This window comes from Arthrobacter sp. MOO21 (assembly GCF_057369995.2).
This window is the reverse complement of record NZ_CM170671.2, coordinates 3,090,627-3,103,038: the sequence shown is the minus strand read 5'-3', so window position 1 is coordinate 3,103,038 and position 12,412 is coordinate 3,090,627. Positions and strand designations below refer to the sequence as shown.

The 12,412-nt window shown below is 65.6% G+C and carries 11 protein-coding genes; 3 read left to right on the top strand and 8 right to left on the bottom strand.

Annotated features, from left to right (window positions below):
- Position 1 precedes the first annotated feature (1 nt).
- A complete protein-coding gene (galE, locus tag AC2JAJ_RS14435; RefSeq protein ID WP_486415383.1) occupies positions 2-1,015 on the top strand; it encodes a UDP-glucose 4-epimerase GalE in 1,014 nt (337 codons plus the stop codon).
- Positions 1,016-1,105: 90 nt separating this feature from the next.
- On the opposite strand, the gene AC2JAJ_RS14430 is transcribed toward galE, so the two are convergent.
- The 3 genes from AC2JAJ_RS14430 to fdxA form a co-directional block, all read right to left on the bottom strand.
- Positions 1,106-2,392: a citrate synthase gene (locus AC2JAJ_RS14430; RefSeq protein ID WP_056334606.1), complete on the bottom strand. Its 1,287-nt coding sequence runs from the start codon at positions 2,390-2,392 to the stop codon at positions 1,106-1,108.
- A gap of 225 nt (positions 2,393-2,617) precedes the next feature.
- Positions 2,618-3,772, bottom strand: coding sequence for a succinyldiaminopimelate transaminase (gene dapC, locus AC2JAJ_RS14425; RefSeq protein WP_486415384.1), 1,155 nt, complete (start codon positions 3,770-3,772; stop codon positions 2,618-2,620).
- Between the two features lie 13 nt (positions 3,773-3,785).
- Entirely contained in the window at positions 3,786-4,112 is a 327-nt protein-coding gene (fdxA, locus tag AC2JAJ_RS14420; protein WP_009356972.1) for a ferredoxin, read from the bottom strand.
- Between the two features lie 136 nt (positions 4,113-4,248).
- On the opposite strand from fdxA, the gene AC2JAJ_RS14415 reads away from it, so the two are divergent.
- The gene (locus AC2JAJ_RS14415) at positions 4,249-4,488 is read left to right on the top strand and encodes a putative acetyltransferase (protein WP_486415385.1); all 240 of its coding nucleotides are present in this window, start codon (positions 4,249-4,251) and stop codon (positions 4,486-4,488) included.
- A 52-nt stretch (positions 4,489-4,540) separates the two neighbouring features.
- Here AC2JAJ_RS14415 and AC2JAJ_RS14410 read toward each other — a convergent pair whose 3' ends face one another.
- Together AC2JAJ_RS14410 and typA are read right to left on the bottom strand one after the other, a co-directional pair.
- On the bottom strand, positions 4,541-5,347 hold the full coding sequence (locus AC2JAJ_RS14410; RefSeq protein ID WP_473696756.1) for a hypothetical protein: 807 nt from the start codon (positions 5,345-5,347) through the stop codon (positions 4,541-4,543).
- 198 nt (positions 5,348-5,545) lie between these two features.
- Positions 5,546-7,474, bottom strand: coding sequence for a translational GTPase TypA (gene typA / locus AC2JAJ_RS14405; RefSeq protein WP_221386578.1), 1,929 nt, complete (start codon positions 7,472-7,474; stop codon positions 5,546-5,548).
- A 261-nt stretch (positions 7,475-7,735) separates the two neighbouring features.
- Between typA and AC2JAJ_RS14400 the strand changes: the two genes are divergently transcribed.
- Positions 7,736-8,629, top strand: coding sequence for an SGNH/GDSL hydrolase family protein (locus tag AC2JAJ_RS14400; RefSeq protein ID WP_486415386.1), 894 nt, complete (start codon positions 7,736-7,738; stop codon positions 8,627-8,629).
- A 101-nt stretch (positions 8,630-8,730) separates the two neighbouring features.
- Here the strand turns inward: AC2JAJ_RS14400 and AC2JAJ_RS14395 are convergent, their stop codons facing one another.
- From AC2JAJ_RS14395 to AC2JAJ_RS14385, 3 genes are read right to left on the bottom strand one after another with little or no spacing between them, the layout of a single operon-like run.
- A complete protein-coding gene (locus AC2JAJ_RS14395; RefSeq protein ID WP_221386576.1) occupies positions 8,731-10,437 on the bottom strand; it encodes a dipeptide ABC transporter ATP-binding protein in 1,707 nt (568 codons plus the stop codon).
- Between the two features lie 11 nt (positions 10,438-10,448).
- Complete coding sequence (locus tag AC2JAJ_RS14390) at positions 10,449-11,393, bottom strand: ABC transporter permease (RefSeq protein WP_221386575.1); 945 nt, start codon at positions 11,391-11,393, stop codon at positions 10,449-10,451.
- Complete coding sequence (locus AC2JAJ_RS14385; protein WP_221386574.1) at positions 11,383-12,312, bottom strand: ABC transporter permease; 930 nt, start codon at positions 12,310-12,312, stop codon at positions 11,383-11,385. The genes AC2JAJ_RS14390 and AC2JAJ_RS14385 overlap by 11 nt, the downstream gene beginning before the upstream one ends.
- Between the last annotated feature and the right edge of the window lie 100 nt (positions 12,313-12,412).

Genomic DNA, 12,412 nt, shown 5'->3' with positions numbered 1-12,412 from the left:
CATGAAAATCTTGGTTACCGGGGGTACCGGCTACATCGGTTCCCACACTGTCTTGTCCCTTCAGGAAGCCGGCCACGACGTGGTGGTCATCGACAACCTGGTCAACTCAAGCGAGGAATCACTGCGCCGGGTGTCCGAACTGAGCGGCATGGCCGCCGCATTCCACAACGTGGACCTGGTGGACGAGGCCGCGGTGGAAAACGTCTTCGCCGGCAGCGGCATCGACGCCGTCATCCACTTCGCAGGCCTCAAGGCCGTCGGCGAATCCGTCCGGGAGCCGCTGAAGTACTACTACAACAACCTCGTCGGCACCCTGAACCTGATCCGCGCCATGGACCGGCACGACGTCCGCTCCATCGTCTTCAGCTCCTCAGCCACCGTCTACGGCGAACACAACCCCATCCCCTACGTCGAAAAAATGGAGATCGGCGCCAACAACCCCTACGGGCGCACCAAGGAACAGATCGAGGACATCCTCACCGACCTCGGCGCCGCGGACCCGCGCTGGCACATAGCCCTGCTGCGCTACTTCAACCCCGTCGGCGCCCACCCCTCCGGCCGCATCGGCGAAGACCCCCAGGGCATCCCCAACAACCTCGTCCCCTTCATCGCCCAGGTGGCCGTGGGCCGCCGCGACAAACTCATGGTCTTCGGCGGCGACTACGACACCCCCGATGGCACCTGCCTGCGCGACTACATCCACGTCGTGGACCTCGCCGAAGGCCACGTGGCCGCACTGAACCACATCACCGGCCGCACCGGCGTGTTCCGCTGGAACCTCGGCTCCGGCAAGGGCTCCTCCGTCCTGGAAGTCCTGCACTCCTTTGAAAAAGCCGTCGGCAAGCCCATCCCCTACGAGATCACCGACCGCCGGGCCGGGGACCTTCCCGCCTTCTGGGCGGACGCCGCCTCAGCCCTCGCCGACCTCGGCTGGTCCACCACCAAAACCGTGGACCAGATGTGCGAGGACCACTGGCGCTGGCAAAAGAACAACCCGAACGGCTACGCCTCCTGAGCCCAACCTCGTCGGTGCTTAACGCGGAACGGCCGCCCACCTGCGAAAGGTGCGCGGCCGTCGTCGTTAAGCCTGTTGTGGCTGCAGGGGTCAGCGGGCCGGGTAGTCGCGCTCCGGCTCGCCGATGTACAGCTGGCGCGGGCGGCCGATCTTGGTGTTGGGGTCGCTGATCATTTCGCGCCACTGGGCGATCCAGCCGGGCAGGCGGCCGATGGCGAACAGCACGGTAAACATCTTCTCGGGGAAACCCATGGCCTTGTAGATCAGGCCGGTGTAGAAGTCCACGTTCGGGTAGAGCTTGCGCTGGATGAAGTAGTCGTCGCTCAGCGCCTTCTCTTCCAGGCGCATGGCGATGTCCAGCAGTTCGTCGTTGCCGCCGAGCTTGCTGAGGATCTCGTGGGCGGTGGCCTTGACGATCTTGGCGCGCGGGTCGTAGTTCTTGTAGACCCGGTGCCCGAAGCCCATGAGGCGGACGCCGTCCTCCTTGTTCTTGACCTTCTCCATGTAGTCCTCGGGCTTGAGGCCCTCGGCCTGGATCTGGCGCAGCATCTTCAGCACGGCCTCGTTGGCGCCGCCGTGGGCGGGGCCGAAGAGGGCGTTGATGCCGGCGGAGACGGAAGCGAAGAGGTTGGCGTTGGACGAACCCACCAGGCGCACCGTGGAGGTGGAGCAGTTCTGCTCGTGGTCCGCATGCAGGATCAGCAGCAGGTCCAGCGCCTTGACGATGACGGGGTCCAGCTCGTACTGCTCGGCGGGGAGGCCGAAGCTGAGGCGCAGGAAGTTCTCCACCAGGTTCATGGAGTTGTCCGGGTACAGCATGGGCTGGCCGATGGACTTCTTGTGCGCGTAGGCGGCGATGACCGGCAGCTTGGCCATCAGGCGGATGGTGGAGACCTCCACCTGCTCGGCGTTGAACGGGTCCAGCGAGTCCTGGTAGAACGTGGACAGTGCGGACACGGCCGAGGACAGCACCGGCATGGGGTGCGCGTCGCGGGGGAAGCCGCCGAAGAAGCCCTTGAGCTCCTCGTGCAGCAGGGTGTGGCGCCGGATCTTCTGGTCGAACTCGTCCAGTTCTGTGGGCGTGGGCAGGTTGCCGTAGATCAGCAGGTAGGAAACCTCAAGGAAGCTGGAGTGCTGCGCCAGCTGCTCGATGGGGTACCCGCGGTAGCGCAGGATGCCCGCATCGCCGTCGATGTAGGTGATTGCCGAGGTGGTTGCTGCGGTGTTCATGAAGCCGGGGTCAAACGTCACGGCACCGGTCTGCTTCAGCAGCTTGGAGACGTCGTAACCTTCGTTCCCTTCAACAACCTGGATGCGCGGGAGCTTAAGCTCGCCACCTGCGTGGAGCAGGGTCGCAGCATTGTTGGTCTCAGTCATGGAGTCCCCTTCATGAGGCGCCTTTGGCCTCTGTCGAAAGCTTGATCCAACATCAGGTGAGCCGCGCACTGCACCTGAGAACACAGGTTCCAACACCCGGGCTGCCTTCTTGTAGAAAGCCACCATTGATCAGTTAAAAAGTACAGCTCCTTGGCGGGTGTCACTAATCCGCGACAGCCCCACACGGCCTAAAATGCACCCGATGTGGCGCGAGTCACAGTAATGTTACTTGCCGTCCTGCCCTGCGAGCCGGGCGACTGCTGCGTCGATCCGCTCGTCGGTGCCGGTGAGGGCCACCCGGACGTACCCGTTGCCTGCTTCTCCGTAAAAGACGCCGGGGCCCACCACGATGCCGCGCTCGGCGAGGCGCGACACGGTCTCCCACGTGCCCTCTCCCGCCGTCGACCAAAGGTACAGCCCGGCGTCGGACTCCTTGATTTCCAGGCCGAAGTCCAGCAGGGCGGGCACAAGCCGCTCACGCCGGCCGCGGTACAGGTCCTTCTGGGCTTCGACGTGCGCGTCGTCCCCGAGGGCAACACGCATGGCTTCCTGGATCGGGTAGGGCACGATCATGCCCGCGTGCTTGCGGCTGTTGACCAGGTTGGGCATCAGGTCCGGGTCGCCTGCCACGAACGCTGCCCGGTAGCCGGCAACATTGGACTGCTTGCTCAGTGAGTACACCGCCAGCAGGCCCTGGTGCGATCCGCCGGCCACGCGCGGGTCCAGGATGCTGGGGACGGGCTGGCCGCCGCGCTGGACATCCCAGGCACCCCAGCCCAGCTCCGCGTAGCACTCGTCCGAGGCCACCACGGCGCCCAGTTCGCGCGCCTGCTCCACCAGCGTCCTCAATGAGTCCGCGTCCCGCACGCTGCCGGTGGGGTTGCCGGGTGAGTTCACCCAGATCAGCCGAACCCGAGAACGGGTCGCCTCATCGAGTTCGTCCAGGTTGTCCGTGGCCACGGAGGTAACACCGGCCAGGGTAGCGCCAATATCGTAGGTGGGGTAGGCCACCTTGGGGCGGACGACGACGTCTCCGGGCTTCAGGCCGAGCAGCAGCGGCAGCCACGCCACGAGTTCCTTCGAACCAACCGTAGGCATGATGTTGCGTGGATCGAGGCCGGCCACTCCACGGCGGCGTTCGAACCAGCCCGCGATGGCTTCGCGCAGGGCGGGCGTGCCGTGGACCGTGGGATATCCCGGGGCGTCCGCAGCGGCTTTCAGGGCGTCCTGTATCAACGCCGGTGTGGGGTCCACGGGCGTCCCGATGGAAAGGTTGACGGCCCCGCCGGGGTGCTCCGTTGCCTTCGCCAGGTACGGCGCCATGGCCTCCCACGGGTAGTCGGGCAGATCCAGGCCAAACGGGTTCGCTGCTGCGGTCACTGTTTCCGTCCGGTCAGTGGTCTTGGTTCTGCGGGGGCAACGCGGCGATCATCGGGTGGTCCTTGCCCGTGTTGCCGATCTTCGCTGCCCCGCCAGGGGAACCGAGGTCATCGAAGAACTCCACGTTGGCCTTGTAGTAGTCGGCCCACTCATCGGGAGTGTCGTCCTCATAGTAGATGGCCTCCACCGGGCACACCGGTTCGCAGGCTCCACAGTCGACGCATTCGTCCGGATGGATGTACAGCGAACGCTCGCCTTCATAGATGCAGTCGACGGGGCATTCTTCAATGCACGCCTTGTCCTTGACATCCACACACGGCTGCGCGATTACGTACGTCACGTCCCTGGCCTCTCCACGTTGGGGTTCCGGCGTCCCGCCGGCTCTTGCATCCGGCGGCACGGCCGGAGTCTGACATCTGAGCCTATTATCTCCCAGCCCGTTACCGCGAACCTAGCCGGGACTCTAGTATGAACTGGTGAGTCAGCCAGTACCCCCGCCCGCCCGGTTCCTTTCCTCTGCAGCACCGGGAATCCGGGTCGTGGTGCGGTACAGGATCGAAGAAGGTTTCACCGACGCACTGGGCCACCTGGTGGCGTGCGACGCCGGTTCCTGCACCGTCCGTACCCGGCAGGCCGACGTCGTCATTCCCCTTGACCGCGTGGTTGCAGCCAAGGAGGTTCCGCCGGCGCCCCCACGGCGCACGGCCACGCGCTGAGCAAGCCTGTCACTGCGCAGGGACAGTCCCTGCTCAGCGAGCCACGCCTTCACTACGCACGTCGGTACGTCGCAAGGGCCTGCTGCACCATTAGCACGAACTCCCGGGGCTCACCCAGCAGCATTTCGAACGTCACGCGGAGCGTGGGCACGCCCCTGATAACGGTGATGTTCCACCGCCGCCTGTCCTCACGGTAGGCTTCACGGCTGCTGTGGTGTGCATAGCCATCCGTCTCAATCCCCACAATGCCGTCCACCAGGAGGTCCAGGTGGCCCATTCCCGGAATCTTGACCTGCAGCTCCACCGTCAGCCCGGCCTCCTCCAGCAGATAGCGGGCCATGGTCTCGATGATGGACCCGGATTGGGGCCGGATCCTTGCCACCAGCCCGCGGATGCTCTTTTCCCGGGCTGCCGGAAACTGTTCCCTTAACACTGCGAGCTGGATGAATCCCTTCTTGACCGCAGACTCAGCAATAGTCAGGCCCTCGAGCGGCGGCAGGCAACGCAGGGCTTGGCACGCAACGTCCAGGTGCGTCAGGGGCAGGCTGCTGCGGTGCACCACGCAACCCGGGACCGGTCTACCGTGCGGCGCCGCGAGATGTGGCAGGTGTGGAGTCTTGACCACCCAGAGCCCCGCGGCCAGGGCTGCCGTTACACAGCCGGGCACCGCATGATGGCGGGCGGCGTGGATCAGCACCGGATCCGCATGCGGCAGCGCATAGACTCCCCGTGCCAGCCTGAGGACGGAGCCGGAGAGGACTCCGGCTTCCAGGTTGCGCCGCGACACGCCCGCGCGAAGAAGGGAACTGGTGCCGGAGACTCCGCCCAAAGCCGCCAGGGCAACTGTGACATTTTGCATGGAAGCATGCTGCCCCACACAGGGGGCGGGAGCAGGGGCGGATTGAGCCTATGTGGAGAACCGTTACGCACACTGACGCAGAAGCTCATTGCGCAGGGGCTGTCCCTGCGCATTGAAACTGACTTTCAGTGAGCAGAGCCGGAACGCAGAATGCCACCGGCAATGGCGCCGGTGGCATTCTGTTCAATCAGGACTCTGCTAGGCCTTGGCGCGGGCGCGGTTGGCCTTGGCACGCTCGTTGGAGTCGAGGATGACCTTGCGGATGCGGATGGCTTCCGGGGTCACCTCCACGCACTCGTCCTCGCGGGCGAATTCGAGCGACTCTTCGAGGGTGAGCTCGCGCGGCGGCGTCAGGTTCTCGAAGGTGTCCGAGGAAGCGGCACGCATGTTGGTGAGCTTCTTTTCCTTCGTGATGTTCACGTCCATGTCGTCGGCGCGGGAGTTCTCGCCCACGATCATGCCTTCGTACACCTCGGAGGTGGGCTTGACGAAGAAGGAGCCGCGCTCCTGCAGGTTGATCATGGCGAAGGGGGTGACAACACCGGCGCGGTCGGCGACCATCGAGCCGTTGGTGCGGTATTCGATGGGGCCGGCCCACGGCTCGTAGCCCTCGGAGATCGAGGCTGCGATGCCCGCACCGCGGGTGTCGGTGAGGAACCGCGTGCGGAAGCCGATCAGGCCACGGGCCGGAACGATGAATTCCATGCGGCACCAGCCAGTGCCGTGGTTGGCCATGTTGGTCATGCGGCCCTTGCGGGCGGCCATCAGCTGCGTGACGGCGCCAAGGTATTCCTCGGGCACGTCGATGGTCATGTGCTCCATCGGCTCGTGGATCTTGCCGTCGATGGTCCTGGTGACAACCTGCGGCTTGCCCACGGTGAGTTCGAAGCCTTCGCGGCGCATCTGCTCCACGAGGATGGCCAGGGCGAGCTCGCCACGGCCCTGGACTTCCCAGGCGTCGGGACGCTCGGTGGGGAGCACCTTGATGGAGACGTTACCGATGAGCTCCTTGTCCAGGCGGTCCTTCACCTGGCGGGCGGTCACCTTGGCGCCCTTGACCTTACCGGCCAGCGGCGAGGTGTTGATACCGATCGTCATGGAGATCGCGGGATCGTCAACGGTGATCAGCGGCAGCGGCTGCGGGTTTTCGACGTCGGTCAGCGTTTCACCAATGGTGATGTCTTCGATACCGGCGACGGCGACAATTTCGCCGGGGCCGGCGGACTCGGCCGGAACACGCTCCAGTGCCTTGGTGGCGAGCAGCTCGGTGATCTTGACGGTCTTCAGCTCGCCGTTCTGCCGGGCCCAGGCAACCTGCTGGCCCTTGCGGAGGGTGCCGTTGTAGATGCGGAGCAGCGCCAGGCGGCCCAGGAACGGGGAGGCGTCCAGGTTGGTGACGTGCGCCTGCAGGACACCTTCCGGGTTGTAGGTGGGAGCCGGGATGTGCTCGATGATGGTTTTGAACAGCGGCTCAAGGTCCTCGTTGTCCGGGGCGGAGCCGTTGGCCGGCTGCTCCAGGGATGCGCGGCCAACCTTGGCGGCGGCGTAGACGACCGGAACTTCCAGGACCTTGTCCAGGTCCAGGTCCGGGACCTCGTCGGCGAGGTCGGATGCCAGGCCGAGGAGCAGGTCCATGGACTCGTGCACCACTTCATCGATGCGGGCGTCGGGGCGGTCGGTCTTGTTGACCAGCAGGATCACCGGGAGGTGCGCGGCAAGGGCCTTGCGGAGCACGAAGCGGGTCTGGGGCAGCGGGCCCTCGGAAGAGTCAACGAGCAGCACAACACCGTCAACCATGGACAGGCCGCGCTCCACCTCGCCACCGAAGTCGGCGTGGCCGGGGGTGTCGATAACGTTAATGGTGATGGTCTCGCCCTTGGAGGACGGACCGTTGTAGGCCACGGTGGTGTTCTTGGCCAGGATGGTGATGCCCTTTTCGCGCTCCAGGTCACCGGAGTCCATCACGCGGTCTTCGAGGTGGTTGTGCTCGGCAAAGGAGTTGGTCTGCTTGAGCATGGCATCGACCAGGGTGGTCTTGCCGTGGTCAACGTGGGCCACGATCGCGACGTTGCGCAGGTCACTGCGCGATGCAGTGGCTACCGCGGTGTTGGTGGTGGTTTCAGACATGCGTAATGGCTCGATTCAGTGGGTCAGCTGTAGCATCGCGACATTTCCAACTGGAACGCACGACGGATCCGGCCCTTAACACAGGGCACCTTGCTCCATTCTAGCCGGTGTGCCATTTATTGGCCTAAATTCCCTGCAGGCTCCGGGAGGCCCGAACCCGCATGCCGGGACGCCGGCCTGCGGGGCTGTGATGAAATTCACTCGCGGCCACTGCCCATGGCATGATTGCTGTGACTTAGACCACCACTGCCGGAGACAAAGATGCCGCCAGCAACGGACCGCACAGGCCCCTCACCTGCCAGGGCGTCAGCCCTTGTGCTGGCTGCCGTCCTCAGCCTTTCGGGGATTGCCGGACTCACCGGTTGCTCCGCTTCCCCTTCGCCGTCAGCCCTGCCGGCCAACGCGGCCGGCGCCCTGCCCGGCGCGGCCGGTGCCACGACGTCAGGCGCACCCGGCGTGACAGCGACCGCGAAAGTCCGCAACCCCTCCAACGGCAGGCTGGAAGCGGTGGTGCCCGACGTCGGCAGGACCGTCCTGCTGATCGGCGATTCCCAGTCGGAGCCGGCGGACGGCTGGCCGCGCCTGGGTCTCGCGGCCGCCGGGTACAACGTGTACTTCTGTGGCCGGGGCGGCACGGGGTTCGTTGCAGCCAACGGGTCCACCGGCAATTACATCGACGCGCTGCTGCGGGGCGACTGGCAACTCCCCTCGGGCACTCCGGCACTGATCGTGGTCGAAGGTGGCGGCAATGATGCCGCCAGCGGAGCGGCCAATGCCCGGATCGTGGAGAACGCGGAGCGCCTCATCGCCGAACTGCAGGGTCGTTATCCCGGAACACGGGTGGCCATGATCGGCACCCTGGCACGTGGAAAGGACGACGGCGGGGGGCGCCGCAGCGAGGTGGACGCCCTGTTGGGTTCCGTGGCGGCAGCCCACGGCCTGCCCTTCGTGTCCGTGGGCGACTGGCTGACGAAGTACGGGCTTGCGAAGGACCTGGCCGACTCGGTGCATATGAACTCCGACGGCCGCAGGGCGCTGGGAAGCCTCCTGGAGCGCAGGCTCCGCGAGCTGGGGCTGGACCGGAAGACGACGCCGGCCCCGGACCAGGCCCCCCTCGCTGCGGTCCCCCTCACCGGCAGCCCGCTTCAGGACTGACCATGGCTCCCGGGCGGCGGTAAGCGTTCCAACAAGCAAAAGGAAACGGCTGGAGCCGGAGCCCGAAGGCCCCGGCCCCAGCCGTGATCCGGACTGGTGCGCTACGCGACCTCAGGCGGAAGCATCAGCTTGGCACCCGGGATGGCGTTGAGCAGGGCCTTGGTGTAGTCCTGCTTCGGCGACTCGAAGACCTCGTCCGTGGATCCGGTCTCCACCAGGCGTCCCTTTTCCATCACGCAGACGTGGTCGGCGATCTGCCGGACCACCGCGAGGTCGTGGGTGATGAACAGGTACGTCAGCCCGAGGTTGGCCTGCAGGTCGGCAAGCAGGTTCAGCACCTGGGCCTGCACCAGTACGTCCAGCGCGGACACCGCTTCGTCACAGATGATGACCTCGGGGTCCAGCGCCAGCGCACGGGCAATGGCAACACGCTGCCGCTGGCCGCCGGAGAGCTCGTTCGGGTACCGCTGCATGGCGGACTGCGGCAGGGCCACCTGGTCCAGCAGGGTCCTGACCTTCTTCTCCCGGCTCGCCTGGTCACCAATCTTGTGGACCCGCAATGGCTCCTCGATGGTGCGGTAGATGTTGTACATCGGATCCAGCGAGCCGTAGGGGTCCTGGAAGATCGGCTGGACCCGCCTGCGGAACTTGAAAAGGTCGGCAGGCTTCAGCGCCGAGGTGTCCACGCCGTCGAACAGGATCCGGCCGTCCGTGGGCTTCTCAAGCTGGAGCACCATCTTGGCCACTGTGGACTTGCCGGAGCCCGACTCCCCCACGATCGCCGTCGTGGTGCCGCGCCGGACATCGAAGCTCACGCCGTCAACGGCAGCGAAATCCGTGGCCTTGCCCAGCCCAGAGCGGAGTTTGTACACCTTCCGCAGGTCCTGGATCTGCAGGAAGGTGTCCGGCTTCGCCGTCCCGGCTGCGGGAGCCAACAGGTCCGCCGTCTCCACGCCCTGTTCCTTGGCCACCTGGATGCGGCGGCTGGCAAGCGAGGGGGCCGACTCCACGAGCCGCTTGGTGTACGGGTGCTGCGGGTTGCGCAGGAGTTCCAGCGACGGCCCCGCTTCTACGACGCGGCCCTGGTACATGACCACCACTTTGTCTGCCCGCTCGGCTGCCAGCCCCAGGTCGTGGGTGATCAGCAGCACGGACGTGCCGAGCTCGGTGGTCATGGTGTCCAGGTGGTCCAGGATCTGCCGCTGCACGGTCACGTCCAGGGCCGACGTCGGCTCGTCAGCGATCAACAGGCGCGGCTGGCAGGACAGGCCGATGGCGATCAGGGCCCGCTGGCGCATGCCGCCGGAGAACTCGTGCGGGTACTGGTTGGCCCGCCGCTTGGAGTCCGGCAGTCCGGCCTGGGACAGCACCTTGGCGATGTCGTCCGGCCCGCTGGGCCGGCCGTTCGCGCGCAGCGTTTCCCGGACCTGGTAGCCGATCTTCCACACCGGGTTCAGGTTGGACATGGGGTCCTGCGGAACCATGCCGATGGTGTTTCCGCGCAGTTCGATCATGCGCTGCTCACTGGCGTGCGCAATATCCTCGCCGTCCAGCAGGATCTGGCCGCCGGACACCCTGCCGTTGTTGGGCAGGAGGCCGATGGCTGCCAGCGCCGTGGTCGACTTGCCTGAGCCCGACTCCCCCACGATGGCCACGGTCTCGCCCGGCATGATGGTCAGGTGGGCGTTGCGCACCGCCTGGACTTCGCCGCCACCGGTCTTGAAGGTGATGGCGAGGTCACGGATCTCAAGGAGCGGCCGTACGCCGGTGGTCCCGGCCTCATCGATGCGGATTTCTGGAGTTGTCATCTCTTTATCTCTCATCGCTGGCGGCTCTTCGGGTCAAGGGCGTCGCGCACGGCGTCGCCCAGCATGATGAAGCTCAGCACGGTGATGGACAGCGCCGCGGCCGGGTAGAGCATAATTTCCGGCCGGGTCCTGATGGACGCCTGCGCGCCGGCGATGTCGTTGCCCCAGGACATGATGCTCTGGGGCAGGCCGATGCCCAGGAAGGACAGGGTGGCTTCGGCCACGATGAACACTCCCAGTTCCAGCGTCGCCAGGACGATGATCGGAGCCAGGGCGTTGGGCAGGACGTGCCGGATCAGTGCACCAAACTTGGAGACACCCAGCGCACGTGCCGCTGTCACGAAGTCGGCGTTGCGCACTTCGATCACTGCGCCGCGGGTGATGCGTGCCATCTGCGGCCATGCCAGGAGCGAGATGACGAAAACCACGGTCCACACGCTCTTGTTCTCACGGAACAGGGGCAGCTGGGTGATCACCAGCGCACCCAGGACGAGCGGCAGGGCGAAGAAGATGTCACCGAGCCGGGCGAGCACGGCGTCGATCCAGCCGCCGTAGTACCCGGCGAGGGCACCGATGGTCACTCCGATGACCAGGACGCACAGCACCGAAAGCACACCCACCGACAGCGAGGCCTGGGTCCCGTGGATGACGCGGGAATAGACGTCGCAGCCCTGGAAGGTGAATCCGAACGGGTGCCCGGCGGTCGGGCCGCCTTCGGAGTTGGCCAGCTCGCAGTTCTCGTTCGGCGGCACCGAGGAGAAGAGCCCGGGGAACAGCGCGATCACAATGAGCATCAGGATGAGGATGGTCGAGATGATGAACAGCGGACGACGGCGGAGCTTGCGCCAGGCGTCGGCCCACAGGCTGAGGGGGGCTTGGTCGGTTTTGACCGCGTCCGTGGCCTGCAGCGGCGTCTCATCGATGGGGGCCACGAAGTGGCTGTTGTTACTGGTCATAGCGGATCCTCGGGTCAAGCCAGGCGTACAGGAGGTCGACGAGCAGGTTGGCCACGACGAACACCAGCACCAGCACGCTGACGATGGAGACGATCGTGGGGCCTTCGCTGCGGAGGACAGCCTGGTAGAGCTTGTTGCCGACTCCCGGTACGTTGAAGATGCCTTCGGTGACGATGGCACCGCCCATGAGGCTGCCAAGGTTGGCGCCCAGGTAGGTAACCACCGGAATCAGCGAGTTGCGCAGAATGTGCGCCAGCACGACGCGGGGCCGGGACAGGCCCTTGGCAGTGGCCGTCCGCACGTAGTCGGCGTTCATGTTTTCGCTGACCGATGCCCGGGTCAGCCGGAGCACATAGGCGAACGATACGAGGCCCAGGACCACTGCAGGAAGCAGCAGCGTGCCCCAGTTCGCGTTCGCGCCCACGGTTGGTTTGGCCCAGCCGAGCTGCACGCCAAAGACAAGCTGGAAAACAAAGCCCAGGACGAAGGTGGGCACTGCGATGACCACCAGCGACGCCACCAGGACGGTGGAATCGAACCAGCCGCCGCGGCGCAGTCCGGCGAACACGCCGAACAGCACGCCGAAGATGGCCTGGATTGCCAGTGCCTCGATGGCGAGCATGGCCGTGACGGGGAAGACGCGGGCCAGGCTTGCCGCGATCGGCTGCCCGGTGAAGTCGTTGCCCAGGTTGAAGGTGAAGAGGTTCTTCAGGAACAGTCCGTACTGGACCCAGAACGGCTGGTCCAGGTTGTACTGGCTGCGCAGGGTGTCGATCACGGCCTGCGGGGGCTGGCGGTCGCCGAACAGCGCCGCGATGGGATCGCCCGGGAGGGCGAACACCATGTAATAGACCAAAAGGGTGGTGCCGAGGAAGACAGGGATCACCTGGAGCAGTCGGCGCAGAATAAACCGGAGCATAGGATCACCTGCTTTCCGGAAGGATGCAAAACGGGTTCATGGGTGCCTTCCTGCCGATGCAAGCCAATGGGGGTCCGGCCGTAACCGAACCCCCATCAGC